Raw genomic sequence first — 25,438 nt, forward strand, 5'->3', positions numbered from 1 at the left:
CCAGATGCCGTTAGCGGCGGTTTCGATTGCGTAAGCTGAAAAGCCTTTCGGCGGGCGACCTCGTTGCGGGCGTCGAGCCCTGCTGAACCGGATGGGTTTTCCTTCTTTAAAACACGAATAATCCTCATATTTGCAAAACGTGATAAACCCTCGTATTTTGCGAGTCAAGCCATCCCCTGGCGATTTTGTTGAAGTTGGAGCAAGGCATGGACGACACCAAAGCCCCCTCGCTGGAGCAGATCGCTTCGCCACGGCGGGCGCCGAGCCAGCAGCGCAGCCGCGAGCGGGTCGAGCGCATGCTGGCCGCTGCCTCGGCGCTGATCGCCGAGCAAGGCAGCGATGCCATGCGCATGGGGGAAGTCGCTGAACGGGCCGGGGTGTCGATCGGGTCGCTCTACCAGTTCTTTCCGGACAAGCGGGCGATCATCTGGGCGCTGGCCGAGCGCTACACCGCCGAGAGCCAAGCCTGCATCTCGGCAGCGTTCGCCGGGGTCGTCGACGCTGAAGGCCTGGGCCAAGCATTTTCAGAACTGATCGATATCTACTACGGGCTGTTCCTGGCCGAGCCGGTGATCCGTGACGTCTGGTCGGGCACGCAGGCCGACAAGGCGCTGCGCCAGCTCGAACTCGCCGACAGCCGCGCCAACGCTGAGTTCCTCGTCGCGGTGCTGAAACGGCTGCGGCCCACGGCCGATCCGGAGGCACTCGAAACCACGGCATTCCTGGTCTGGCAGATGGGCGAGGCCGTGATGCGCCTGGCAATCTCGGTGGAACGGGAAGAGGGAGACCGGCTGGTCGCGGCCTACAAGCGCATGGCGCTCAGGGAATTGCTGGCCGAGTAGGATGCTCTCACCCTCCCCCTCGTGGGGAGGGTCGCTGCGAAGCAGCGGGGTGGGGGCGGCGCCGACCCCCACCCGGACCTTCGGTCCGACCTCCCCACAGGGGGGAGGTAGGGGTAAGCGCCAGCGTGAAGCGATCTGCATTGGTCAACAAAAAACCCGCCAAGAGGGCGGGTTTTCCGAACTGCGACAAGAGCGTCGGGCTTAGAGGCCGAAACCTTCGAAGCGCTTCTTGAACTTCGACAGGCGGCCGCCGCGGTCGAGCAGGGTCTGCTGGCCGCCGGTCCAGGCCGGGTGGGTGGTCGGGTCGATATCGAGGTTCATCGTATCGCCTTCCTTGCCCCAGGTCGAACGGGTCGTGTATTCCGTGCCGTCGGTCATGACGACCTTGATGGTGTGGTAGTCGGGGTGAATAGCGCTCTTCATGGTTCGGTTCCTGGCTTGCCGGCGCGGCTCACGGGCCAATGGCCTGCGTCGATGCGCCCCTTTTTAAAACTCGAAGCCACGGCTATTGAGGAGCCACGGCTTCTAAAACGGTCGGCGTGCCTATACATCAGCCGGAATTGAATCACAAGGCCGCGGCAAGCGCATATTGTTGCGCATAAGCCCGGGCGGCTAGAGGAAACACCGAGATGGCGCAATCAAGCAGCGCAGACGAGCGCCGACGCTCGCTCAAGCCGCTCAGACGCGTGTTCCCCTATATCACTCGCTATCGCACGCTGGTCGTCGGCGCTCTCATCTCGCTGACCATCGCGGCGGCAACGACATTGGCGCTGCCGCTGGCCGTGAGGCGCATGATCGACCATGGTTTCTCGTCGTCCAGCACCATCTTCATCGCCGAATATTTCGCCGCATTGGTGGCGATGGCCGCCGTGCTGGCGGCGGCATCGGCCAGTCGCTATTATTTCGTCATCACGCTGGGCGAGCGCGTCGTGGCCGATATCAGGCGCGATGTCTTTGCCCATGTGACGACGCTGTCGCCGTCCTTCTTCGACACCGCACAGTCGGGCGAGATCGTGTCGCGGCTCGCCGCCGACACAACGCAGGTCAAATCGGCGGTCGGGGCGACCGCCTCTGTCGCGCTGCGCAACGTCATCCTTGGCCTCGGCGCGGTGGGAATGATGGTCGTCACCAGCCCGAAACTGTCGGGACTGGTCATATCCGCCATTCCAGTCATCGTGCTGCCGCTCGTCGCCTTCGGCCGCTCGGTGCGGCGCAAGTCAAGGCAGGCACAGGATACGCTTGCCGAGGCGACAGCCTACGCCAGCGAGCAGATCGGCGCGGTGCGCACGCTGCAGGCCTTCACCAACGAGAAGCTGGTCACCGGCCACTTCTCCGGCGCGGTGGAGGCTGCTTTCGAAGCGGCACGTGGCTCGATCTTCGCGCGCTCCTTCCTCACCTTCTTTGCCATTTTCACCATCTTCTCTTCGGTCGTCGCGGTGCTGTGGTTCGGCTCGCGCGATGTGCTCGACGGCGCGATATCGCCAGGCACGCTTGGCCAGTTCCTGCTCTATTCGGTGTTCGCCGCCGGTGCGCTCGGCGCGCTGTCGGAAGTCTGGGGCGAACTTGCGCAAGCGGCCGGTGCGGCCGAGCGGCTGACCGAAATCCTGGCCGAGAAGCCGGCGATCCAGGCGCCGGCCGATCCGAAGCCGCTGCCGGCGGTCGCAAAGGGCGCGATCAGCTTCGAGGATGTCTCCTTCTCCTATCCGGCGAGGCCCGACCGTGCCGCCGTGCACGGCTTGAGTTTTCAGGTCATCCCCGGTGAGACGGTGGCGATCGTCGGTCCCTCGGGTGCCGGCAAGAGCACGGTCTTCTCGCTGATCCTGCGCTTCTATGATCCCGAGACCGGCAAGATCCTGATCGACGGCGTCGACGTGCGCGAAGCCGATCCGGTTTCGGTCCGTCAGCGCATCGCCATCGTGCCACAGGACGTCACCATCTTCGCGGCGAGCGCGCGCGACAATATCGGCTTTGGCCGGCCGGGCGCCGGCAATGCCGAGATCGAGGCGGCGGCCAAGGACGCGCTGGCCGACGAATTCATCCTTCGCCTGGAACATGGCTATGACAGCCAGGTCGGCGAACGCGGCGTGACGCTGTCCGGCGGCCAGCGCCAGCGTGTGGCGATCGCCCGCGCCATCCTGCGCGACGCGCCGATCCTGCTGCTCGACGAGGCGACCTCGGCACTCGACGCCGAAAGCGAGACGCTGGTGCAGGTCGCGCTGGAACGGCTGATGCAGGGCCGCACCACCATCGTCATCGCCCACCGGCTGGCGACGGTGCTGAAGGCCGACCGGATCCTGGTCATGGATGGCGGCCGTATCGTCGAGGAAGGCACGCATCAGAGCCTGGTGGCCAAGGGCGGCATCTATGCCAGGCTGGCCAAGCTGCAGTTCGAGACTGGCGCCAGCGCCTTCAGGGGCGCGGCGGAATAGGCATTTCGGCCTAGAGCGGTTCAGCGTTTCACGGAAACGCCAAACCGCTCTAACTTTTGTTTTTATGCAATTCCTGTGGGAAAACCGTTTCACACTTTTCCTGGAATTGTTCTAGCTCAGTTCGCCTCGGCTTCGGCGTAGGCGAAGTTGTAGTTCCAGCCGGAATTGTCGCTCATCTTCCTTCTGGACCTGAGATAGGAGCCGATGTTCTTGGCGGGAACCCGGTCGGCGATCGTCTTGAGAAACCAGTCGGCCTGAAATTCGGTCTGCGTGCTCGACCAGCGCGCCTTGAAAGCAACATAGGGCGTGATCACGTCGTCGGACTTCTCGGGTCCGACGAATTCCGCCTTCAGGTTCCTGACGATGCACTGGTGGCGCCTGAACATCGGGCTGCCGAGCCAGATCGGCCCGGTCCTGCCAACCATGTCCGGCTCCGGCAGATTGCTAATGCCGACATCCGCCTTCAGCGGAAAATTCTTGGCGAGATCATCGGCGTCGAGATCTTCGGCCGGCAGTTCGTAGGCTTCGACCGTGGTGACGACGTTGCGGTCGCGGTCGTCCTTTGCCGACAGGGGCGCCAGGCTTGTCATCCCCGGATACTGGCGGTTGTAGTATTGCAGATAGTCGTCGGCGAGCTTGGTGGCCGATTGCGAAACCAGTCTGTAGCGCATGCTGTCGGCATCCGCGTCCCGGTAGGTCGTGCTGACCGTCAGCTTGAGCGCCTCGCCCTTGAATTTCGGAAAGTCGAACGCTTCGCTGACGAAAGTGGTCGGCTGGAAGAGCTCCTTGCGTTCGATCCGCTCCATCCGCGCGCTGCCGGCGACAACAGGCAAGGCAAAACCATAGTCCGGCGGAACAAGCTCCTCGGCCCTGCCGCCCTGCAGATAATTCGTCGCGTCGATCCAGTATGTCTGGCTTTGGATCGACGCCCTGACGATGACGTGGTCGAAAGCGCGGATCGTCGGCAGCATGTCGCCGAGCGCCAGTCCGCCGTCGAGATCGGTCAGGGCCGGATCGGCCTGGACACCGAGCCGGCGCAGGCTGGAGGCAAGAAGCAGCGCCTTGTCCTTGCAGTCGCCGAAGCCTGAAGCAATCACCGTGCTCGGGCTGCGGGGAATGTAGGAGCCGCGGCCCATCGACAGGCTTACATAACGGATGGTGTCCTGGACCAGCCGCATCGCCTCGATCATCCGGTCTTCCGGCCTGGCGTATCTCGCGGCGATCTCGTCGAGCTTCGATGCGAACTCGGCCGGCAATTCCTGGTCGAGCCGATAGTAAGGCAACATCGCATCGACGACGTCCTGCCATTTGGTCGTCGAAGAGATCTGGATCGTCGGATAGGTCAGGAAATCCGCCGGCAGGTTCTCCTCGGATTTGACCGGGGCGGGATTGATGCTTTGCCAGATGTAGGATTTCGACGCGCCGTCGGTTTTGATATCCGGCTGGATGCCGGTCCGGAACTGACGGATGTTCAAAGGCTGGTTTGCCGGCCAGGTCACCTCTTCACGGATGAGCGCGATCGGTTCGTCCCAGGCCACGGCGACCGAGCGGAAAAACAGATCGGCGCCGACGATCGGGGTTCGGATGGTGGTTTTGCCATAGTCGATGATGTCACCGACACGAACATCGTCGACATTCACATAGGCCGTGAGCCAGCCGTCGAACAGGCCTTTCTCGGCATCCTTCTCGCGCCGGAACACGTCGAAGGTGGCCCCTGGCAGCCGGTCGATGACCACACCGTCGCGAATGATGTTCAGCCAGTTCATCGTAACCTGCGACGTCGCCGGGTCGAATTCGAAATTTATGGCGGCGCCGCGCTCGAGCCCAGTGCGGTCGACTATTTTGTAGGCATAGTGGTCGAAGGCTTCGATCCCATCGGGCCGCTGCCGGACCTGATACTCCGAGACAAGGTTGGAGATGCCGCTCTTGATCTGGCTGTCGAAGCGCGGATCGGGCTTTGGAAGCTCGATCCGGTCGACCCAGCCGCCAGGGCTGCCCTTGTGGATTTCGGCATCGGCCATAGCTGGCGCGCTGAAAAGCGCAAAGGCAATCAAGACGAAAAGCCGCGTGATCGCAGAAGATGTCACCGGAAAGCACCCGCCCTTGTGATCCGCACTTGCAACATGCCGTCGGATACCACCAGTGATAGAAAAGTAGAGGCGATCCCGCAAGGTCGCCGCCAAGTGATGCCTCATCGCCTTTACGTTCGCCCGCTGTTGTCGCCGGTCACCGAAATCAGGAGGCGCCGTAACGCTGCTTGAGGTGATCGACGAAATAGACGGCGTTGAGCTTTTCGCCGGTGGCGCGTTCGAGCAGGTCCGGGGTCGACCAGCGTGAGCCCTGCGACCATATCTTCTTGCGGCGCCAGTCGTTGATATCAGCGAAATTCCCTTTCGCCAGATCGTCGTCGGCCGAGGGATGCTCTCGCGTCAGCGCGGCCCATTGCTGCGCCGCCATCATCGCGCCCAGCGTGTAGGACGGGAAGTAGCCGAAGGCGGCCCCCGGCCAATGCACATCCTGCATCGGCCCGTCGGCAGGATTGTCCGACGTGGACAGGCCAAGATAGTCGCGCATCTTGGCGTCCCAGGCTTCGGGCAAATCGGCAACATCGAGGCTGCCCGAGACCAGCTCCTGCTCCAGCTCGTAGCGCAGGATGACATGCAGGGGATAGGTCACCTCGTCGGCGTCGACGCGGATCAGGCCGCGCTCGACGCGATGCACATGCGGCAGGATATCGTCGAGCGACCAGGCTTCGCCGAGATGCTTTTCCACCACCGGCAGCGCCCAGCGCCAGAAGGCGGGGTTGCGACCGATCTGCTTTTCGACGAACAGGCTCTGGCTTTCATGCACGGCCATGCCGCGCGCCTTGCCGAGCGGCCAGTGCGACCATGCCTTGGGCAGGTTCTGTTCATAGAGCGCATGCCCGGTCTCGTGCAGCACGCCCATCAGCGCCGACAGGAAATCGGACGTCTTGTAACGGGTGGTGATGCGCACGTCGCTCGGCACGCCGCCGCAGAAGGGATGGTGCGACACCGACAGCGAGCCGTGCGTCAGGTCGAAGCCGACCGCCGCCATCATGGCAAGGCCGAGTTCGCGCTGGCGGTCGATCGCATAGGTGCCCGAAAGCGGCTTCAGCGGACGCTTGCGCAGGCGCGCTTCCTGCACTGCCAGCGCCTCCGGCACGAATCCCTTGAGGAAGGCCTTCAGGTCGGCGAAGACAGGGGTGATGTCCGCGGTACGGTTGCCGGGGTCGAATTGCTCCATCAGCGCGTCATAGGGCGCGAGGCCGAGCACGTCGGAGCGCAGAGCCGCCTCCTCACGCACCAGCGCCACCACGCCCTCGAGCGCCGGCTGGAAGCTGGCCCAATCGTTCTTGGCGCGCAGGTCGCGCCATAGCTGCTCGCAACGCATGCGCGCCGTCGTCTGGCGTTCGACGAATTCGACCGGCAGGCAGGTCAAATTGGTGTATTGCCGCCGCAACTCGGCGAGAGCCGCGCGCTGCTCGTCGTCGAGCGCTTCGCCTTCGGCGGCGGCGATCCAGTCCGCTATTTCCGGCGCGGTCGCCCTGGTGTGGTACATGCCGGCCAGTGCCGCCATCGCCTCGGCACGTTTCTCGCCGCCGCCGACGGACATGTGGGTGGCTTCATCGGCGCCGAGGATGGCCAGCGCATGCTCAAGCGCTTCGAGCTTGTGGCCGAGGTCATCGAGTTTCTGAAAGGACATGGCGGCTTCCGTGGTTGAGGACGGCGCGAAAAGACACCAACGCAAAAGCGTTGGCAACCCTCAGATGCCGTCCGGGAGATGCGCCTTGCGCGGACGGCGCCGCGCATGAAATGCTGCCGGGACCAAATGAAGGGGGAGCAAATGATCGGCAACATCCTGGTCGGGCTGGTGGCCTTGATCCATGTCTATATCGTCTATCTCGAGATGGTGCTTTGGGACACGCCGCGCGGGCACAAGACATTCCGCCTGACGCCGGAATTCGCCAATGCCTCGAAGGTGCTCGCCGCCAATCAAGGCCTCTACAACGGATTTCTCGCCGCCGGCCTGATCTGGGGGCTCACCCTCGGCGCCGCCGGTTTTCAGGTCAAGGTTTTCTTCCTGCTTTGCGTGGCCATTGCCGGCGCCTACGGCGCGGCAACGGTCGGGCGCAAGATCCTGTTCATCCAGACCGTGCCGGCGGTGATCGCCCTGGTCGCCGTCTGGCTGGGCTGGTAGCAAAAAGGGCGCCCGCGGGATCCCGAAGGCGCCAGGTGGTCCCTTCCTCTTGGACCTTTCCAGAGGCTTCAGCCGTTCGGATAGTGTCCGCCGTCGGAGCCGTCGCCGATCATGAAGCCGCCGCCGGTGTCGGCCCTCAGCCGCTGGTCGACATTGTCGAGACGGCGCAGCAGGTCATGATATTGCGCGGCCGGTATCCTGCCGTGATCGGACGCGGCGATCTTCTCGGCCGCCTGGCTGATGCGGGCGGTGCGCATTTCCAGGCGCTCCGCCACCGCAGGGGTGATGTTGTTGGCTTGTCTCGCGTCGACTATGCCCTGGTGGACGCCCTGAACCTGTTCGACGAGGGCCTCGACACGTGGGCCGGTCATGTCGGTCGGCTCGGTCGCGTCGAGAGCGCCCTTGTGATGGCCCGCAGCGTAGGCGCCGGCAAGCGGGGCGGCAATCAGAATTGCGGCAAGGGTTGCAGTCTTGAGAGATGCTGAAGAGCGCATGACGGCGCCTCCTTTTTGCTGGGAAGCGAGCGGCCTTTGCCACTCCGCGTTCCGGACGTGGGCCGTCCGGTTCCGTCGCGTCGCGATGAGAGGCATCGCCGACGGTTCTCGGCCCTGCGCGGCAAGCTAGGAGCGCTCCGGTGCGAAGTGTAATTAAAAAAAGATAATCTTTTCAGGCCTTGCCGGCTTCGGACTGCGCCCTAGAGTTGAGCCGGCGAACAATTTCGCGTGAGTTCGCGTGATGATGGATCAACGTTCGGTGAGCTTCAGTTCAACGCGGTGAATTCTTGCCATCAATTCTTCCTGTCAAGGAGTGGAGTAAGCGCAATCGATCTCCCCGCGCGCCGAATGGGGCGCGCGGGACTGTCGCGACAAACCCGCTTCAATGGATGGACTTCAGCCGTTCGGATAATATCCGCCGTCGGCGCCATCGCCGATCAGGGGGCTGCTGCCCGTGGCGTTCCGCAGGCGCTCGCCCACGTCATCGAGCTGCGCAACCAACTGCCGATATTGCGCGGCCGGTATCGTACCATGCCCCGCTGCAGCTTCCCTTTGTGCGACCCGGCTGATGTGGACAGCTTGCATGTGAAGGCTGCGCGCCTCGTCCGGTTTGATCTTGTTCACCTGCCTCGCCGCCATAATGCCCTGATCCAGGCTCTGTGCCTGATCAATCAGGCCTGCCGTGCGCGGGGTATAAAAGCCGGCCGATGCTGCGTAGGCGCCGGCATACGGAACTGTGGCGAGAAGTGCGGCGAGCGCCGCGGTCCTGGGTATCTTGAAAGAACGCATGGCTGCGTCTCCCTGCTGCTGGGAAGGCGGCGCCGGAGCGACCTGCCTTCCGGCTTGGGCCGTCCAGTTCCGTCGCGTCGCGATGTGGGAGGCACCGCCGGCGGTCCTCGGCCCTGTATGCAACCTAGGAGCGATCCCCGACAAAGTGGAATCAAAAAATTGTAATCTTTTGAGGCCTCGTCATAGGCCTGTGGCGCCCTAAAAATGGCGGCCGCCTAGCGTTCGGTGAGCTTCAGTTCAATGCGGCGGTTCTTGTTGCGCGCCTCGTCGGTATCGGCGGGGTCGAGCGGTTGAAACTCGCCGAAGCCTGCAGCGACCAGCCGGTTGGCCGGTACGCCGTTCTCGATCAGGAACTTGACCACCGAGGTCGAACGCGCCGTCGACAGTTCCCAATTGTCGCGGTAGCGGCCGGTGCCGGAGAGCGGCTTGTTGTCGGTGTGGCCGTCGACGCGCAGCACCCAGTTGATCTCGGGTGGAATTTCCTTCTGCAGCTCGATGATGGCGTCGGCGAGCTTCTTCATCTCGACCTTGCCGGCATCGTTGATCACCTCGGAGCCGGTCGGGAACAGCACTTCCGACTGGAAGACGAAGCGGTCGCCGACGATGCGGATGTTCTCGCGGTCGGCGAGGATCTCGCGCAGGCGCCCGAAGAAATCGGAGCGGTAGCGGTTCAATTCCTGCACGCGCTGCGCCAGCGCCACGTTCAGGCGGCGGCCGAGATCGGCGATCTTGGTGTTGGAATCGCGGTCGCGGGTTTCGGACACGTTGAGCGCATCCTCGAGCGCGCCGATCTGCTTGCGCAGCGCGGCAATCTGCTGGTTAAGGATCTCGACCTGGCTCAGCGCCTGCTGGCTGATCTGGCGCTGGCTGTCGAGTTCGCCCGAAAGAGCGGTGGCCCGCTGGTTGGCGGCGTCGCCGGCGCCGGCGCCTTGCGCCAATAATTGTTCGAGACGGCTCTTCTCCGCCTCTGAGGCCGACAGCGACGCCTGCAAATTGGCGAGCGAATCTTCCTTGTCCTGAGTCGACGAGCGCTCCAGTGCCAGAAGCTGGGTCAGTTCGTTGATCTGTGAGTTGAGGCGGTTGAGCACCGTATCCTTGCCGGAGATTTCGCGGCCTAGCAGGAACTGCGCCAGCACGAAGACAGTAAGCAGGAACATGATCGCCAGAAGCAGCGTCGACAGTGCGTCGACGAAGCCCGGCCAGTAGTCGATGCGGCGATCGGCGCGTCGCCTTGCCAGCGCCACGTCAGTGCACTCCAGTCTTTTTCAGGGCGTCGGCGATCTTCTCGAGCGTGTTGCGCATCGCCTTCTGCTCGTCGGACTGGGCCTCGACCCAGTCGCGCATGATCTGCTGCTCCGAGCGCATGTTCTTGACCAGGCCGGAAATACCGTCGGCGAGATTGGCCATGGCAGTGGCGACGCGCGGGCTCGAGCCGCCGCCATTCTCCTGCATGCTGCGCAGCCTTTCCGAGAGCAGGCGGATCTCGTCGGAGGGTTCGGCCTTGGCGTGATCGGAGACGACGATGTCGGACGAGAGATCAGTGACCGAGGACAGCCAGTTTTCAAGCTCGGTGTAGAAGCGTGTCTGGGCGCGGCCGGCCTGCAGGTCGAGGAAGCCGAGGACCAGCGAGCCGGACAGGCCGAACAGCGAGGACGAGAAGGCGGTGCCCATGCCGGCCAGAGGCGCCGCAAGCCCTTGCTTCAGCGATTCGAGCACGGCGGCGGCGTCACCCGTGCCCGGGTCGAGCGACTCGATGGTCTCGCGGATCGAGCCGATCGTGTTCAGCAAGCCCCAGAAGGTGCCGAGCAGGCCGAGGAACACCAGCAGGCCAACGAGGTAGCGTGAGGTGTCGCGGCTCTCGTCGAGGCGCGTTGCGATGGAATCGAGCATGGTGCGCATCGAGGAGGTCGAGAAGGCTATCGTCGAGGAGCGGCCGATCATGGCTTTCATCGGCGCCAGCAGCACCGGTTCGGTGGTCTCGGAGCCGGCACGGAAGGAGTTGACCCAGCGCACTTCGCGAAACAGTCGCCCGACCTGGACGAAGGCGAGCAGGATGCCGACCACCAGAACGCCGATGATCAGGCCGTTGAGGCCGGGATTGGTGACGAAAGCGGTCGAAATCTGGCGGGTCAGGATGGCGGCGATGAAGGCGACGATGGCCAGGAAGATGACCATGGTCAGCAGAAACACCTGCGGACTCGATAGTTTATGCGGATCGTAGATCAGTACGTCGGAGCGCCTGCCCATGCCGAAGGATTTGAGAAAAGCCATCCGTGCCCCGTTTCCGATGCCGCTGATCACGTCGTCGGCGACTCTAAACGGAATTGTGACCAAATTGAATGGCGCTTGGCAATATTGCCGTAGAGGTAAAGCGCCTCGCCTCGAAAGGAATTCATGCGAGGCGCTTTAGGTCCTCTGTTCTTGTGCATGTCGTTCTCCCAAAACCAAGGTCAGTTTTGGGCGGCATGCATTGTGCGCAGCGCGTCCGATCTGACATGGAACCGAAATCGGTTTCCACGATCAGAAACGGCTGATGACCAGGCAGTCGACCATGGCCGCCAGATGCAGGCCGGCGCCGGTAACGACGAAGCCATGCCACAGCGCGTTGTGGAAGCGCAGTCCCTTCCAGGCGAAGAAAATGACACCGCAGGAATAGACGACGCCACCCGCAACGATGAGCACGATCGACGCCGTCGGCAGCGTCTCGACGAGCGGCTTGACCAGGACGATGCCGCTCCAGCCGATGGCGAGATAGAAGACGATCGCCAGCCGGTCGAAGCGGCCGGGGAAAAACACCTTGATGGCGATGCCTGTCGCCGCCGCGGTCCAGACCAGCGCGATCATCCAGCGGGCCAGCGGCGAGCCGTCGAGCTGGGCCAGAAAAGGCGTGTAGGTGGCGGCGATCAGCAGATAGATCGCGGCGTGATCGAAGCGCCGCAGCACCCATTTCACCGGCGAGGACACCGGCCACAGATTGTAGGTCAGCGAGACCGACAGGACGGTGAGCAGCGAAACGACATAGAAGGCGGCGGCAATGTATTCGCCCGGCCCGACCCGAGACGGCGCCAGCGCCAGCAGCGCCGATCCCGCCGCGATCGCCAGCACGATGCCGACAGCATGGACGATGCCATCGGCGATCATCTCGGCGCGGGAGTAGTGCCAGCGCCCGATAAAGGGGATTTCGAGTTGCTGCTGTGTGTTCGTCATCGATGATCCTGCGTCACCCCGTATCTGGGCAGCCGCCGGACAGTATTTCAAGCTTTGGTTGCGGTTTTGCGACTGCGGCGGTTCAGCGCGGCTGAAGCGGCTTCTTTACCGTCTTCAGCAGCGCGCGCTGGATGATCTCGTTGCCGGCGACGACCGAGCCATTGTCCAGCATGTCCTGCCCGCCATCCATGTCGGAGACGAAACCGCCCGCTTCGCGGATCAGGAGCAGGCCGGCCGCCATATCCCAGGCCGACAGTCCGACCTCCCAGAAGCCGTCCATGCGGCCGGCGGCGACATAGGCGAGATCGAGAGAGGCCGAACCAAGGCGCCTGACGCCGGAAACCTCGGCCATGACATGGCGCAATTCGATCAGGAAGTTGCCGTGCTGGCCGCGTCCCAGATGCGGCACGCCGCAGCCGATGACGGCATCGACGAGCTTGATGCGGCCGGCGACGCGCAGGCGGCGGTCATTCAGGAAGGCGCCGCCGCCCCGTTCGGTCGTGTAGAGTTCGTCCATGGCCGGATTGTAGATGACGCCCGCGACGATCTGGCCCTGGCGCTCCAGCGCGATCGAGACGGCGAAAAGCGGAATGCCGTGCAGGAAATTGGTTGTGCCGTCGAGCGGGTCGACGATCCAGCGGTGCTGGCTGTCGTCGCCGGCGACCGTGCCGCGCTCTTCCATCAGGAAGCCGTAGCCCGGCCGCGCCTTCGACAATTCGGCAAACACGATGTCCTCGGCCTTGCGGTCGGCCTGACTGACGTAGTCGCCCGGACCCTTCATCGAGACCTGCAGGTTCTGGACCTCGCCGAAGTCGCGCGACAGCGAGCGGCCGGCCTTCATTGCGGCCTGGACCATGACGTTGAGAAGGGCTGAGCGTGCCATATCGTTGAAACTCCAAAAGCTTGAGGCGGATCAACTCAAATTGGATCGCGACCCCGCTTCGTCTGCTTGTCTTTGCACGCATGATCTTGTCCGAAAAGCCTGCAACTTTTCGGGATCATGCTCTAGTCCGCGCGGCGCACGTAAGTGATTTCGTTGGTGTCGACGATGATGCGTTCGCCGGCGCCGATGAAGGGCGGCACCAGCACGCGGATGCCGTTCTCCAGCACCGCCGGCTTGTAGGAGGATGCCGCCGTCTGGCCCTTCACCACCGGGTCCGCCTCGGTGATGGTCAGGGTCACATAATCGGGCAGCGAGATGCCGATCGGCCTCTCCTCATAGAGTTGGACCGTCACCATCATGCCGTCCTGCAGGAAGGCGGCGCGGTCGCCGACGAAATCCTTGTTCAATTCGAGCTGTTCGTAGCTTTGGGTGTCCATGAACACCAGCGCGTCGTCCTGCTCGTAGAGGAAGGAAAAATCCTTCAGGTCGAGCCGGATCTGCTCGACCGTCTCGGCCGAGCGGAAGCGCTCGTTGAGCTTGGTGCCGTTGATGAGGTTCTTCAGCTCGACCTGGTTGTAGGCGCCGCCCTTGCCGGGCTTGACGGTGTTGGTCCTGACCGCGACCCAGAGGCCGCCATCGTGCTCGATGACGTAGCCGGGACGGATTTCGTTGCCATTGATCTTGGCCATGATTGGGTGATCCGGGATGCTGCCGACGGCCGGCCGTCGGTATGGGATATTCGCTGGGAAAGCGATTTCGGGCTCCCAAGACCACAAATCGCCCGGAGAGGCAAGGGACGCCGGATCGGCTCCAGCCGGCTAGCCGGCATCAGGTCTCGATTTTGATGGCTTCGCCGACGGCCTTTGCAATGGCATCCACGGCATTCGCCAGCCGGTTGAGGTGCGGAGAGCGCAGCGCCACGACCTGCAGTGAAAGGTCTACATCTTCGATATCGACAAGCGCGAGGCCGTCGGGAAGTCCTCGCGCCGCGAGCCGCAATGGCATGAGGCCGAGGCCGAGCCCCCGACGTACCCATTCCACCTGCATTGCCGGGTCCTGAATTTCGGCCGCCACAACGAGCCGATGCCGTTCGCCGCCCAAACTTGAGAGGAGCCGCTGACGCGCGTCGCAGGGCTCGGGGCTAAGAACCCAGGATATAGGAGTCCCAGCGTCTGTGAGATGGGGTTCGGTGCCGCCAGCCTGCATGATGATGCAGAGACGTTCGGTGCCGAGCACGTCCGAGCACTGATGATCGGCAGGTCGCAGAACGATCACCGCATCGAGTTGACCGCGTTCGAATTGCTCGATGAGTTCCGCGCTCCAGCCGGTCTTGAGCCGCAATGACATTTTTGGAAAAGCAGCGGCCGCGCCGGCGATAGCGCCCGCGACGCTTGCATCGGACAAGCCATGCGCCAGGCCGACACGCAGCACGCCCTGCGGCTCGACGTCAGCAGCAGACGCCTTCAGAGCCTGGACCGAAGCCAGTATATGCTTTGCACGCGCCAGCACCTCCGATCCCGCTGCCGTCAGGCGCGGAGGCTTCTGCCGGCGATCGAGAAGCGTGGTCCCGAGCATCTCCTCCAGCCGCTGGATCTGCCGGGTGACGGCCGGCTGTGTCAAAGGCAGGCGGCGGGCCACATTCCGGATCGAGCCTTCCTCGGCGAAGAGAACAAGCGTGCGCAGTTCCTCCAGCATTGTCGAGAATACTCCAGATGCATAATCATTCTGATTATTATGAATTTGAAATCAGGACGCTGGCAAGCGATTTTCCTTTCGACGGATTTCCAAAAGGAAAGGGGAAGACAATGAAGGCCATCGAATTGCAGGCCCCCGGCGGCATCGACAATCTCAGACTAGCCGAGCGGCCGATGCCGGAACCAGGCCGCCAGGAGATGATCATCAAGGTCAAGGCGACCGCGCTCAACTACCGTGACGTGGAAATCGCCCGTGGCAGCTACCACACTGCGTTTGCGCTTCCCTTGGTACCGCTTTCGGACGGGGTCGGCGAAGTGGTTGCGGTTGGCGCCGAAGTGACCCGCTTCAAGGTCGGCGACCGCGTCTGCGGCACGTTCTGGCAGCGCTGGGTCGGCGGCAGCTTTGCCATGGCCGAACCTTCTTATCAGCGTGGCGGTCCCATCGATGGTTTGCTCAGCGAGTTCGCGCGGCTGGACGAACAGGCAGCTGTGCTTGCGCCGCCGCATCTGAGCGATGTCGAAGCGGCGACATTGCCTTGCGCCGCGGCCACGGCCTGGCATGCGCTGTTCACGGAAGGCCGGATGAAGCCAGGCGATACGGTGCTCAGTCTGGGCACTGGCGGCGTCTCGCTATTTGCTGTGCAGTTCGCCGCGGCAGCCGGCGCACGCGTGATCGTCACCTCAAGCAGCGACGACAAGCTCGCGCGGGCAAAGGCGCTTGGCGCACATGACGGCATCAACTACCGCAGTGATCCAGACTGGGCCAGCGCGGTGCTGGCGCTGACCGATGGCCGTGGCGCCGACCACATCATCGAAGTCGGCGGGCCACAAAGCTTCCACCAATCGTTGAAGGCCGCGGCGCGCGGCGCCCAGATCAATGTCATCGGCTATCTCGGCGGCAGCGATGGGGCGATCAATCCGCTCGACATCTTTCGCCGCCAGGTCAGGGCACGCGGCATACCGGTCGGTTCGCGCGAGTCCTTCGAGGCGATGAACCGAGGCCTGACCGTCAACCGGATAAGGCCGGTGATCGACAAGGTGTTTGCTTGGCAGGATGCGGCTTCAGCCTTCCGGCATCTCGAACACGGATCGCCCTTCGGCAAGGTCGTCCTGGACCACATGCAATGACCGCATGAGCCGGTTTCAGGGCAGGCGGTTCGCCTTCTGCAGCGCCTGCTTGGTCTGGTCGTCGCTCAGCCCCTGCAGGAAATCGTCCATGTCGGGGTCGATGAGACCGGCGCGGCGGGCGGCGATATACCAGGCGCCGGCGAGCACCAGGTCAGGGTCGGTGCCGATGCCTTGCATATAGAGCTTCGCCAGGCGGTTCTGGGCGGCGACATTGCCGCCCTCGGCAGCCTGCTTGGTCCAGCCGAAAGCCGATTTCAGGTCGCGGGCACCGCCGCGGCCCTCGATCATCCAGGCGGCGAGATCGATCTGGGCGGTGTCGTAGTTCTGCCGTGCGGCCTGCGCCAGCAGGCGTCTTGCCTGCGCATCGTCGCGCGGCTTGCCGCCGACGCCGTTAGCATAGACCTGGGACATGGCGTATTGGGCGTCGGGGAGGCCGGTCGCGGCGGCGCGCTCATAGTAGGAGACCGCCTTGGTCAGGCCCGCCTCGCCGGGCTCCTGCTGGACCAGCATCTGCGCGAAATTGAACTGCGCCAGCTGGTTGCCGGCTTCGGCGGCAGCCTGCATCAGGGCATAGGCCGCCTTCTCGTCCTTCTTGACGTAGCGGCCGTCGAGCAGCATCAGCGCATACTGGAACTGCGATTCCGGCACGCCCTGTTCGGCGGCGAGCGCATACCATTTCGCCGCTTCCGCCGCGTTCAACGGCACGCCGAGCCCGCGCGACTGGATCTCGGCCACCAATGTCTGCGCCGCCGGGTCGCCGTTTTTCGCGCGAACCAGCGCGAGATTGTAAGCGGTCTTGTAGAGCCCGCGCTGGAAGGCGCCATAGGCCGCGTCCGCCGGCTTGGCCCCGAAGCGGTCGGGATTGATGCTGTCGGCCGAGGGCAGCGGTGCGGGCTCCGTCGTTGTGGCGGGCTGCGGCAGCTGGGTTTCGATCGGCTTGTCGGTGTGCACGCCGATTTCAGGCTGGGGGTGCGGCAAGGGAATCGTTTCGGCGGCGGCGGCCTGAACCATGACCGCTGCAAGCAAGGCCTGAAGGGAAAGCCTCACCGAAGCCATGTCAGTCCTCGAATCGAGGCGCGGTTTCGTCGAGCAGCGCGTTGGCCTGGGTTATTGCAGCTTGCGGGTCGACACCGTCAGCGAACACCGCGCTCGACAGCGCGACGAATTCGGCGCCGGTGGCGGCCACGGCTTCGACGGAGGCAAGATCGGATCCGGCCATGACGATGCAAGGGATCTGAATCATGCCGGCCCACCATTGCCCCAGCGATAGGTTGCGCGGATGCGGGTCCGGCTTGTTGTCGTAGCCGAAGCGGCCGAAGAAGATGTAGTCGGGCCTGGCCTCGCCGAGTTCGAGCGCGTCATCCCGCGTCTTGGCGCCGCCGGCGCCGACCATCATTTTCGCCTGGAAGTGTTCGATCGTCTCGGCGAGTTCGGTCTTGGAAACCTCGACGTGGATGCCGTCGGCCTGGACGCGCCCCGCGATCCGGGTGTCGCCGGCGATGACGACCGCGACGCCCGCCGCTTGCGCCACCGGCACGACCTGTTCGGCAAAGGCCTGGAAGGACGCCTCGTCCATGCCGTTCTCGGGCAAGATCAGCGAGGCGACGTCGCCGCCATCGAATGCGGTGGCGATGCGGCCGGCCGGCACGCCGGGCGGCGCGATCAGCACGATGCGGCAGCGATTGGGAGGCGTTGCGTCGTTCATGGTTCTTGATCCCGGGTTTCGCCTATGCCGGGCGAAGATGGTTGGATTGCGGCATAGAGCAAACTGCCCGCTTTGAACAGGCGGGCAGTCGGGATCGCGATTTTCGACCGCAGGGCGGCCGGCGTGCCGCCTTACTTGACCGGCTCAGGGCTCGGCGCGGCCGGTTTCGATTTCCGTAAGGTCCAGCCGAGGTTCATGCCAGCGCCGGCAATCAGGATGGCGGCCGCGCCGACGACCTGGCTCAGATGCAGCCGATGGCCGAAGGCGGTGACGTCGACCAGGATGGCAACGACGGGATAGATGAAGGACAGCGAACCCTGCAGATGCGTCGGCAGCTTCTGGATGGCACCGTACATCAGAATGTACATCAGGCCGGTGTGGACGATGCCGAGCGTCGCCAGCATCGTCCAGCTCCATGGGTCGGCGGGAAGATGCGAGAGATTGGCGAAGGGCGCCAGCATGACGACGCCGACGCAGACCTGGATCAGCGCGATCAAATGCGGCGGCGTGCCCTTGAGCTTCTTGGTGACAATAGCCGCGACGGCCCAGAAAAAGGCCGCGGCCAGCGCCATGAGGATGCCGGCGAAATAGTTGGTGCCGACATCGCCGGCGTCAGGAGCGGCCTCGACGATCAGCACCATGCCGGCGAAGGCTATTGTCAGCCAGGTCAGCTTGGTCAGCGTCAGCCGCTCGGCGAAGAAGAGCGCGCCGAAACCGACCAGCATGAAGGGCTGGGTGTTGTAGACGGCGGTGGCGATCGAGATCGACGCGCGGGAGAAGGCGCTGAACAGGAGCAGCCAGTTGATGACGATGGCCGCGCCGCCAAGCGCGGCGAGGCCGATGACGCGCAACGGCAGTCCGTTGCGCAACAATCCAAGCGAAGCGCAGATGACGAGCAGCGTCACCGCGCCGAACGCGCAGCGCCAGAACACCACATCCATGATCGGCTGGCCGGACATGACGACGAACCATCCGATCGTCCCCAAGATCGCCATTGCGGCCGACATTTCGACCGTGCCACGTACCGTATCGTTCATGATAAGCCTCTGATCCCGTTGAGGCGGCATAATCGCATGCGAAGTGGGAGCTTTCTATCTCTTGGAAAAGGCGATATAGGGAGATAGCCTAATTAAATTAGGAATTCGCGCCCAATCCATGAGAAAAGAAAATGCTGGATGAACTCGACCGAAATCTCCTCGAAATCCTGGTCAGGGATGCGCGGACTTCGCTGAAGGAGCTGGCCGCCCAGGTCGGGCTGTCGTCGCCAAGTGTCTCTGAGCGGCTTCGACGGCTCGAGGAGCGCGGCGTCATCCGGGCATTCACCGTCGAGATCGATCCGCTGGCGCTCGGCTATACGCTGCAGGCGATCGTGCGCATCCGACCCCTGCCGGGCAAGCTGCACATCGTCCAGAAGCTGATCGAGGAGATTGCCGAGTTTGGCGAATGCGACAAGGTGACGGGCGATGATTGCTTCGTCGCCCGGTTGTTCGTGCGCTCGATCGGCGACCTCGACGGCATTCTCGACCGCATCGCCGACAAGGCCGAGACCAGCACCGCCATCATCAAGGCGCAGCCGATCCGGCGACGGCCGCCACCGCTTGGGCTGCCGTCGGCGTCATCGTGATCCGGTCCGGTTTCACGATCGGGCATGTCGAGGAATTCCGTCCGACTGACGCGCAGATCGCGGCCAAACCGGAACTGGCGGAAGAGCTCGAGCGGCCGATGTTCCTGCTGGTCCCGGCGCGTCGCTAGACATTTCCCGCGAAAACAAAATCGCGTCCATTTACTGTCGCTCCGCTCAAGATTCTGGGCTATTCAGGCGTTGACGCGCTTTCCCTCCAGACCAGTCTCTCCCATGTCAGGCCTGCTTCTCGATCCGTGGTTCTACGCGGCCGCCATCCCGGCGGTCATTCTTGTCGGCCTGTCCAAGGGCGGGTTCGGCGGGGCTGTCGGTTTCGTCGGCGTGCCGCTGATGGCGCTGACCATACCGCCGGTGCAAGCCGCCGCCATCCTGCTGCCGATCCTGTGCCTGATGGACATCGTCTCGGTGTGGACATGGTGGGGTGTCTACGACAGGAAGATGCTGGTCGACATGATGCCGGGCGCCGTCATCGGCATCGGCCTCGGCTGGCTGACGGCAGCACTGGTCACCGAGGAGGCCGTGCGGCTCATCGTCGGCGCGGTCGCCATCATCTTCGTGCTGCGCTGGCTCTATCTGCAGTTTCGCCATGGCTCCGACCACGCCGCCAAGCCCAACCGCGTGGCGGCCGCGGTCTGGGGCGCGGTCGCCGGCTTCACCAGCTTCGTCGCCCATGTCGGCGGCCCGCCCTTCCAGGTCTATGCCTTGCCGATCCGGCTCGATCCCAAGGTTCTGTCGGGCACGGCCGCGATCTTCTTTGCCGCCACCAACGCGTTGAAGCTCGTGCCCTATTTCGCGCTCGGCCAGTTCGACACCGCCAATCTGACGGCCTCCGCCGTGCTGATGCCGTTGGCGCCGCTGTCGACAATTGCCGGCGCCTGGCTGGTACGGCGCATGCGGCCGGAGATTTTCTATCCCTTCACCTATGCCACCGTCGCCGTGGTGGCGCTGAAGCTGCTCTGGGATGGTGTCGCCGGCCTGATGTAACGGGTGAAACGGCCGTCCGCATTCGCCATCACGGCAGCGTCAGGCGGCGCTCGGCACCAGGCGCCGGTTGCCGCCGAAAGCCAGTGTGGCGCCTACCGCGATGATCAGCGCCATGCCGGCAAGGATGCCGATATCATGCGCGGTCGGCTTGAGCACCATGTCGATGATGATCACCAGCATCACCGCATAATCGAAGCGCGCCGCGCTCATCATGCGCTGGCCGATGGCAAGAGCAGCCGGCGTGACGCCTTCCTTGGCGATCATCGCACCTATGCGTTCGCCGGTCGGCTTGAAGATAAGCATGCCGATCGAAAAGGTGGTGGCATAGCCGGCGAGGCCGATGACGACCCACAGATCGGAGAAGCCGACCCAGAAGCTGCACATGATGAGGCCGAAGACCAGGGTCAGCATCGACATGGGCGCGAAGAAACGGCCACCCAACTGCCCGCTGGCACGCATCGCATAGAGCTTGTCGTCAATGTTGCCGGCGCGCTCGGCAAGCACGCCAAGCAGGAACAGCACGAAGCCGCCGCCGACCCACAGAATGGCCGAGATGACGTGAAGGGATTTGACGATCGAAAACCAGTCCATGGTTGCTCCTGAGGTGTTCCGGTGGGTTTGTAGCAGGCGGATCCGCGCCAGCCGTCAGAGGAGCGGGCGTTTAGCGCGGTGCGTGTTTCCGAACGATGTCGCGGAAAAGCCGGCTCTGTTTCGGCGGCCTCTATTTCACGGGCATAACTTGCAATGACCGCGGATGCCCAACTTCGTTTGCTGCTAATATACGAAATGTCGGGAGGGGGTTGGCGCGACATCGTCCAGAAACATTGCCGATGCTAGTGCGCCGGCACCGGGAGCCCGGTGGCGACAACAATCGCCTGACGATCAATCCATTCCCAGTTTGGGAAAAGGCAATTCGGGGGACAGACATGCAAGGGACAGCACGGAATTTCTTTACGCTGGCGATCATCTATTCACTGTGCGGCATGGCGCTGGGCCTGCACATGGCGATCAGCCAGGACCATGGCCAGATGCCAACCCACGCTCATACGATGGTCGCCGGATGGCTGATGTCGGCGGTGTTCGCCTTCTTCTACCATCTGTTTCCGGCAGCCGGGCAAAAGACACTCGCCGTCATCCATTTCTGGCTGACGGCAATCAGCGGCATCGGCCTGCTGATCGGCCTGTTTTTCCTGCTTGCCGGCAATGCCGCGATCGAGCCGCTGGTGGGTATCTCTTCGATGGGTTTCTACGCAGCCATGCTGCTGTTTGCCGTCATTGCCCTGCCAGCGGTCTGGAAGACGGCGTGAACAGTTCCTGAAACGACCTTGTTCTGTGCTGTTACGGCACAGGGCGGCGGTGTTCGGTCAAAAAAAATGCGCGCCGTTAAGATCTCATTAAGCTTTACAGGTGTTTACTATGTTCATCCAGTGATCTGGATTCTTACCGAGTGGTTGGAGCCACTTTGTTTGACGCCTCCCTGTTAAACTCCTGAGAGCCGCCTTATCCGCGGCTCTTTTTTTGTCCGCATTCCGGCGGCACCGCGCGCATGAGATCGCTGTTAACCTTCTGTTAAACATGTGCTTGCCTTCACCCCTGCCGAAGCGCATTTTCAAGCTTCAGTCATATAGGGTCCCGGGTGTATCGGCAGTGAGCCGAATCGGCCGGTTGCAAGTGCAGGGGCGTATCAATGAACGAGGCTTCGAAGGGCAGTGCGCAAACCGTGAAGCTGGCGGAGCGCCGGGTTTTTTCGCATTCCTTCAAACCGCTCTACCAGGAAGGCATGGGGCTGGTCGAACAGGCGGCGGAATATCTCGACGGCAAGGGCCGCGCCGAGGCCAAGAAACTGTCGCGGCTGGCGGCCACGCTTTACGCGGCCGAATCGATGCGGCTGACGACCAGGCTGATGCAGGTTGCCTCTTGGCTGCTTTTGCAGCGCGCGGCGAATTCCGGCGAGATGACCCGCGATCAGGTCGCTTCGGAAAAGTCCAAGGTGCGCCTCGACACCGCTTCCGCCCATGACGAGGCAGCCGGCTGGGCCGAGCTGCCCAAGGATTTTCTTGATCTCGTCAACCGCTCGCTGCGCCTGCAGGCGCTGGTGCGCCGCATGGACGATGAAATCTACGGCGCCGGCACCGTGGTCGACATGCAGCCCATGGGCCGCGGGCCCAATCCGGTTTCCGACCAGATCAGCCTGCTGAACACGGCTTTCGCCCGCAACTAAGAGCCTCGCAACATTTCCTGACTCGGCGCGCTGTCGTTTCCGGTTTGTTCACATTTCGCTGGCATCGCTGTCCGTCGGAGGTAAAGTCGCCGGATGGGAGACGCGATTCGCATCATCGGCATTGATCCGGGGCTCAGGCGCACCGGCTGGGGCATCGTCGAGAGCCTCGGCAATTCGTTGCGCTTCGTGGCGTCCGGCACTGTGCGTTCCGAAGACAAGGCGGCGCTGGCAACCCGGCTTTGCCAATTGCATGATGGGCTCGCCGAAATCCTTCATGCGGCAATGCCGCATGAGGCGGCCGTCGAACAGACCTTCGTCAACAAGGATGCCGTGGCGACGCTGAAGCTCGGCCAGGCGCGCGGCATCGCCATGCTGGTGCCGGCACGCGCCGGCCTCGTGGTTGCCGAATATGCGCCCAATGCGGTGAAGAAGGCTGTCATCGGCGTCGGGCATGGCGACAAGAAGCAGATCCACATGATGGTGAAGGTGCTGCTGCCGAAAGCGACCTTCGACACCGAACATGCCGCCGATGCATTGGCTATTGCGATCTGCCATGCGCACCACCGGCAAAGTGCCGCCTATCGGATGGCGCTTGCCGGGTGGTGATGTTCTTGACTTGTTCACGGCCAGACGGTAAGTAATACCTTAGAGGTATTACTATGCGTGTGACCACCAAGGGACAAGTCACGATCCCGAAACAGATAAGGGACCATTTGGGTATCGGCCCGGGCTCCGAGGTGGAATTCGTGGCCACCGATGAGGGCGCTCGGCTTGTGGCCGTCAACGAGAACCTCTCCGAGGAGGAGAAATTGCGCAGGTTCAGTGATGTCCTTGACCGCATGAAGGGGACGTTGGATCTGGGTGGCATGACGACCGACGAGTATATGGAGTGGCTGAGGGGGCCGCGTGAAGATCTCGACGTTGATTGACACAGATGTCCTGATCGACGTTTGGGGACCGGCCGGACCGCTGACAAAATGGTCGGCGTCCGCAATCTCCTGTTGCCGCCGCGATGGCGACTTGGTGGTCAATACGATCATCTGGTCCGAACTGGCACCGCTGATCGCGACGGAAGCGGCGCTTCGAAAAGCAGTCGACATGCTCGAGATCGATCGCGAGTTTCTGTCCTGGGACGCGGCGTTCCTTGCAGGCGTGACGCATTCCCGTTATCGCCGTGCTGGTGGAATCCGCGAACGAACCTTACCGGATTTCTTTATCGGCGCTCATGCGACCGTTGCCGGACATCGTCTTCTGACGCGCGACGCCGCGCGTTATCGCAGTTACTTCCCGGACCTCGACATCATCTCTCCTGAAACGCACCCATGAGGGCCTATCTTCCATGAAAGATCCGGCATGATCGGCAAGCTCAAGGGCACGCTCGACGAAATCGACGAGGACCATTGCCTCGTCGATATCCACGGCGTCGGCTATGTCGCCTATTGCTCGGCGCGCACGCTGGCAGCGCTGCCCTCGCCCGGCGAAGCTGTCGTGTTGTTCATCGAAACCTATGTGCGCGAGGACATGATCCGGCTCTACGGCTTCCAGTCGGTGCTGGAGCGCGAGTGGTTCCGGCTGTTGATGAGCAATGTGCAAGGCGTCGGCGCCAAGGTGGCGCTCGCCATCCTGTCGACGCTGGCGCCGGCCGACCTCGCCAATGCCATCGCGCTGCGCGACATCGCCATGGTTTCGCGCGCACCGGGTGTCGGCAAGAAGGTGGCCGAGCGCATCGTCACCGAATTGAAGAACAAGGCGCCGGCCTATGCGGGCACCGCCTCGGGCACGATCGGCCTGAAGCAGGAGCTTGGCGAGGGCGTGGCACCAGCGCCGATCACCGATGCCGTCTCGGCGCTGGTCAATCTCGGCTATTCGCGCGACACCGCCGCCAATGCGGTGGCGGCGGCGCTGAAGACAGCGGGCGAGGACGCGGATGCCTCGATGCTGATCCGCTTCGGCCTGAAGGAACTGGCGCGGTGATATGAGCGGATATGCGAGCTTGACCTCGAACGGACGACTTACGATCCCCAAGGATGTCAGAGATCAGTTGTCGATCAAAACCGGAGATTCAATCGCCTGGACGGTCTTGAATGATCGTTTGATAGGGACGCCGCGCAATCTCGATTTTGCGGACCTCGCTGGATTTCTCGGCGATCCGCTTGGTGGTCCCGCAACACTCGATGAAATCGACACTGCCGTAGGGAATGCTATAGGTCATCATGTTGTCGGCGATACACAAAAACCCGCACAAGAAGAATTTGGGGTGTCAACATGAGCCTGTCGCCCCGCCTGATTGCTCCGGAAAAACGCGGCGAGGATGCCGAGCAGACTTTGCGGCCGCAAACGCTTGACGACTTCGTCGGCCAGGCGGCGGTACGGGCCAATCTCAAAGTGTTCATAGAGGCCGCCAAGGGCCGCAACGAGGCGCTCGACCATGTGCTGTTCGTCGGACCGCCGGGTCTCGGCAAGACCACGCTGGCGCAGATCATGGCGCGCGAACTCGGCGTCAATTTCCGCTCGACCTCCGGCCCCGTCATCGCCAAGGCGGGCGATCTCGCCGCGCTGCTGACCAATCTCGAAGAAGGCGATGTGCTGTTCATCGATGAGATCCATCGGCTGAACCCTGCGGTGGAGGAAATTCTCTACCCGGCAATGGAGGATTTCCAGCTCGACCTGATCATCGGCGAGGGACCCGCGGCGCGATCGGTGAAGATCGACCTTGCGCGTTTTACTCTCGTCGCCGCCACGACGCGGCTCGGCCTGCTCACCAATCCGCTGCGCGACCGGTTCGGCATTCCCGTGCGGCTCAATTTCTACACCGTCGAGGAGCTGGAGCAGATCGTGCGGCGCGGCGCGCGCATCCTGCAAATGCCGCTCGGCGATGACGGCGCGCTGGAGATCGCGCGGCGCGCGCGCGGCACGCCGCGCATTGCCGGGCGGCTGTTGCGCCGCGTGCGCGATTTCGCCTCGGTCGCCGGCGACGGCCATGTCGACCGCCTGATCGCCGCCGAAGCGCTGACCCGGCCCGAGGTCGACGCGCTCGGCCTCGACCAGCTCGACGCCCGCGATCCCTCCCTGATTCACGGCAATGTTCTCGGCGGGCCGGTCGGCGTCCGTCTGAACGCCGCCCGCCTGCTCGCGCCACCACGCCCCACCCCGGCCCACCCCGGGCCCTCTTTCTTCCCGTAGGGGGCTCTCCTGCTCCCCC

The 25,438-nt window shown here is 63.3% G+C and carries 28 protein-coding genes and 2 pseudogenes; 15 read left to right on the plus strand and 15 right to left on the minus strand.

Translation table 11 applies throughout. The annotated features are described in order from the left end of the window. Nucleotides 1-206: 206 nt before the first annotated feature. On the plus strand, nt 207-842 hold the full coding sequence (locus tag JT360_RS07415) for a TetR/AcrR family transcriptional regulator (protein WP_214470815.1): 636 nt from the start codon (nt 207-209) through the stop codon (nt 840-842). A gap of 201 nt (nt 843-1,043) precedes the next feature. On the opposite strand, the gene rpmE is transcribed toward JT360_RS07415, so the two are convergent. Beyond that, nucleotides 1,044-1,265 (minus strand): 50S ribosomal protein L31, encoded by a 222-nt coding sequence (gene rpmE, locus JT360_RS07420; protein ID WP_010912060.1) that lies wholly within the window; start codon nt 1,263-1,265, stop codon nt 1,044-1,046. A gap of 206 nt (nt 1,266-1,471) precedes the next feature. Here rpmE and JT360_RS07425 point away from each other — a divergent pair, with 206 nt between their 5' ends. After that, complete coding sequence (locus JT360_RS07425; RefSeq protein WP_214470816.1) at nt 1,472-3,271, plus strand: ABC transporter transmembrane domain-containing protein; 1,800 nt, start codon at nt 1,472-1,474, stop codon at nt 3,269-3,271. A 116-nt stretch (nt 3,272-3,387) separates the two neighbouring features. Here the strand turns inward: JT360_RS07425 and JT360_RS07430 are convergent, their stop codons facing one another. Both JT360_RS07430 and JT360_RS07435 read right to left on the minus strand, forming a co-directional pair. After that, nucleotides 3,388-5,358, minus strand: coding sequence for a DUF3857 domain-containing protein (locus JT360_RS07430; protein ID WP_214470817.1), 1,971 nt, complete (start codon nt 5,356-5,358; stop codon nt 3,388-3,390). Nucleotides 5,359-5,506: 148 nt separating this feature from the next. After that, nucleotides 5,507-6,994, minus strand: coding sequence for a carboxypeptidase M32 (locus tag JT360_RS07435; protein ID WP_214470818.1), 1,488 nt, complete (start codon nt 6,992-6,994; stop codon nt 5,507-5,509). A 141-nt stretch (nt 6,995-7,135) separates the two neighbouring features. Between JT360_RS07435 and JT360_RS07440 the strand changes: the two genes are divergently transcribed. Further along, on the plus strand, nt 7,136-7,489 hold the full coding sequence (locus tag JT360_RS07440) for a DUF1304 domain-containing protein (protein WP_214470819.1): 354 nt from the start codon (nt 7,136-7,138) through the stop codon (nt 7,487-7,489). Between the two features lie 68 nt (nt 7,490-7,557). On the opposite strand, the gene JT360_RS07445 is transcribed toward JT360_RS07440, so the two are convergent. The 8 genes from JT360_RS07445 to JT360_RS07480 all read right to left on the minus strand — a co-directional run bounded on the left by JT360_RS07445 (nt 7,558) and on the right by JT360_RS07480 (nt 14,557). Beyond that, nucleotides 7,558-7,983 carry a hypothetical protein gene (locus JT360_RS07445; protein WP_214470820.1) on the minus strand — a complete coding sequence of 142 codons (426 nt, stop codon included), beginning with the start codon at nt 7,981-7,983 and terminating at the stop codon, nt 7,558-7,560. Nucleotides 7,984-8,379: 396 nt separating this feature from the next. Continuing rightward, nucleotides 8,380-8,772, minus strand: a complete 393-nt coding sequence (locus tag JT360_RS07450) for a hypothetical protein (RefSeq protein ID WP_214470821.1) — start codon at nt 8,770-8,772, stop codon at nt 8,380-8,382. A 215-nt stretch (nt 8,773-8,987) separates the two neighbouring features. Then, nucleotides 8,988-10,016, minus strand: coding sequence for a peptidoglycan -binding protein (locus tag JT360_RS07455; protein WP_214470822.1), 1,029 nt, complete (start codon nt 10,014-10,016; stop codon nt 8,988-8,990). A gap of 1 nt (nt 10,017) precedes the next feature. Further along, the gene (locus JT360_RS07460; protein ID WP_214470823.1) at nt 10,018-11,043 is read right to left on the minus strand and encodes a MotA/TolQ/ExbB proton channel family protein; all 1,026 of its coding nucleotides are present in this window, start codon (nt 11,041-11,043) and stop codon (nt 10,018-10,020) included. Nucleotides 11,044-11,292: 249 nt separating this feature from the next. Beyond that, nucleotides 11,293-11,979, minus strand: coding sequence for a PAQR family membrane homeostasis protein TrhA (gene trhA / locus JT360_RS07465; RefSeq protein ID WP_214470824.1), 687 nt, complete (start codon nt 11,977-11,979; stop codon nt 11,293-11,295). Between the two features lie 82 nt (nt 11,980-12,061). Next, nucleotides 12,062-12,862: an inositol monophosphatase family protein gene (locus tag JT360_RS07470; protein WP_214470825.1), complete on the minus strand. Its 801-nt coding sequence runs from the start codon at nt 12,860-12,862 to the stop codon at nt 12,062-12,064. Between the two features lie 122 nt (nt 12,863-12,984). After that, the gene (gene efp / locus JT360_RS07475; protein ID WP_019861758.1) at nt 12,985-13,551 is read right to left on the minus strand and encodes an elongation factor P; all 567 of its coding nucleotides are present in this window, start codon (nt 13,549-13,551) and stop codon (nt 12,985-12,987) included. A gap of 139 nt (nt 13,552-13,690) precedes the next feature. After that, entirely contained in the window at nt 13,691-14,557 is an 867-nt protein-coding gene (locus JT360_RS07480) for a LysR family transcriptional regulator (protein WP_214470826.1), read from the minus strand. Nucleotides 14,558-14,667: 110 nt separating this feature from the next. On the opposite strand from JT360_RS07480, the gene JT360_RS07485 reads away from it, so the two are divergent. Beyond that, on the plus strand, nt 14,668-15,684 hold the full coding sequence (locus JT360_RS07485; RefSeq protein ID WP_214470827.1) for a zinc-dependent alcohol dehydrogenase family protein: 1,017 nt from the start codon (nt 14,668-14,670) through the stop codon (nt 15,682-15,684). Between the two features lie 15 nt (nt 15,685-15,699). On the opposite strand, the gene JT360_RS07490 is transcribed toward JT360_RS07485, so the two are convergent. From JT360_RS07490 to JT360_RS07500, 3 genes are all read right to left on the minus strand, one after another. Continuing rightward, complete coding sequence (locus JT360_RS07490) at nt 15,700-16,740, minus strand: tetratricopeptide repeat protein (protein ID WP_214470828.1); 1,041 nt, start codon at nt 16,738-16,740, stop codon at nt 15,700-15,702. A gap of 1 nt (nt 16,741) precedes the next feature. Continuing rightward, complete coding sequence (locus JT360_RS07495; protein ID WP_214470829.1) at nt 16,742-17,389, minus strand: thiamine phosphate synthase; 648 nt, start codon at nt 17,387-17,389, stop codon at nt 16,742-16,744. Nucleotides 17,390-17,520: 131 nt separating this feature from the next. Continuing rightward, a complete protein-coding gene (locus tag JT360_RS07500) occupies nt 17,521-18,426 on the minus strand; it encodes a DMT family transporter (RefSeq protein ID WP_214470830.1) in 906 nt (301 codons plus the stop codon). A gap of 131 nt (nt 18,427-18,557) precedes the next feature. Between JT360_RS07500 and JT360_RS07505 the strand changes: the two genes are divergently transcribed. The 3 genes and pseudogenes from JT360_RS07505 to JT360_RS07515 all read left to right on the plus strand — a co-directional run bounded on the left by JT360_RS07505 (nt 18,558) and on the right by JT360_RS07515 (nt 20,015). Then, nucleotides 18,558-19,013 (plus strand): Lrp/AsnC family transcriptional regulator, encoded by a 456-nt coding sequence (locus JT360_RS07505; protein WP_214470831.1) that lies wholly within the window; start codon nt 18,558-18,560, stop codon nt 19,011-19,013. Further along, a pseudogene (locus JT360_RS07510) lies at nt 18,983-19,141 on the plus strand (SAM-dependent methyltransferase); the annotation flags it as partial. The gene JT360_RS07505 and the pseudogene JT360_RS07510, both read left to right, overlap by 31 nt. 103 nt (nt 19,142-19,244) lie before the next feature. After that, nucleotides 19,245-20,015: a sulfite exporter TauE/SafE family protein gene (locus JT360_RS07515; RefSeq protein ID WP_214470832.1), complete on the plus strand. Its 771-nt coding sequence runs from the start codon at nt 19,245-19,247 to the stop codon at nt 20,013-20,015. A 39-nt stretch (nt 20,016-20,054) separates the two neighbouring features. Here the strand turns inward: JT360_RS07515 and JT360_RS07520 are convergent, their stop codons facing one another. After that, a complete protein-coding gene (locus JT360_RS07520; RefSeq protein WP_214470833.1) occupies nt 20,055-20,606 on the minus strand; it encodes a DUF2269 family protein in 552 nt (183 codons plus the stop codon). Nucleotides 20,607-20,941: 335 nt separating this feature from the next. Between JT360_RS07520 and JT360_RS07525 the strand changes: the two genes are divergently transcribed. From JT360_RS07525 to ruvB, 8 genes and pseudogenes are all read left to right on the plus strand, one after another. After that, nucleotides 20,942-21,322 carry a hypothetical protein gene (locus tag JT360_RS07525; RefSeq protein WP_214470834.1) on the plus strand — a complete coding sequence of 127 codons (381 nt, stop codon included), beginning with the start codon at nt 20,942-20,944 and terminating at the stop codon, nt 21,320-21,322. A gap of 380 nt (nt 21,323-21,702) precedes the next feature. Next, nucleotides 21,703-22,236 (plus strand): protease adaptor protein RcdA, encoded by a 534-nt coding sequence (gene rcdA / locus JT360_RS07530; protein ID WP_214470835.1) that lies wholly within the window; start codon nt 21,703-21,705, stop codon nt 22,234-22,236. A gap of 93 nt (nt 22,237-22,329) precedes the next feature. Next, nucleotides 22,330-22,842: a crossover junction endodeoxyribonuclease RuvC gene (ruvC, locus tag JT360_RS07535; RefSeq protein WP_214470836.1), complete on the plus strand. Its 513-nt coding sequence runs from the start codon at nt 22,330-22,332 to the stop codon at nt 22,840-22,842. Nucleotides 22,843-22,895: 53 nt separating this feature from the next. Continuing rightward, entirely contained in the window at nt 22,896-23,165 is a 270-nt protein-coding gene (locus tag JT360_RS07540; RefSeq protein ID WP_214470837.1) for an AbrB/MazE/SpoVT family DNA-binding domain-containing protein, read from the plus strand. After that, a complete protein-coding gene (locus tag JT360_RS07545) occupies nt 23,143-23,562 on the plus strand; it encodes a type II toxin-antitoxin system VapC family toxin (RefSeq protein WP_214470838.1) in 420 nt (139 codons plus the stop codon). Before JT360_RS07540 ends, JT360_RS07545 begins: the two co-directional genes overlap by 23 nt. Nucleotides 23,563-23,589: 27 nt before the next feature. After that, entirely contained in the window at nt 23,590-24,210 is a 621-nt protein-coding gene (gene ruvA, locus JT360_RS07550; RefSeq protein ID WP_214470839.1) for a Holliday junction branch migration protein RuvA, read from the plus strand. Nucleotide 24,211: 1 nt separating this feature from the next. Beyond that, the gene (locus JT360_RS07555; protein WP_214470840.1) at nt 24,212-24,505 is read left to right on the plus strand and encodes an AbrB/MazE/SpoVT family DNA-binding domain-containing protein; all 294 of its coding nucleotides are present in this window, start codon (nt 24,212-24,214) and stop codon (nt 24,503-24,505) included. Continuing rightward, a pseudogene (gene ruvB / locus JT360_RS07560) lies at nt 24,502-25,374 on the plus strand (Holliday junction branch migration DNA helicase RuvB); the annotation flags it as partial. The gene JT360_RS07555 and the pseudogene ruvB, both read left to right, overlap by 4 nt. Nucleotides 25,375-25,438: the final 64 nt, after the last annotated feature.

The sequence above is a fragment of the Mesorhizobium sp. dw_380 genome, from assembly GCF_018588885.1.
Taxonomy (GTDB): domain Bacteria; phylum Pseudomonadota; class Alphaproteobacteria; order Rhizobiales; family Rhizobiaceae; genus Mesorhizobium.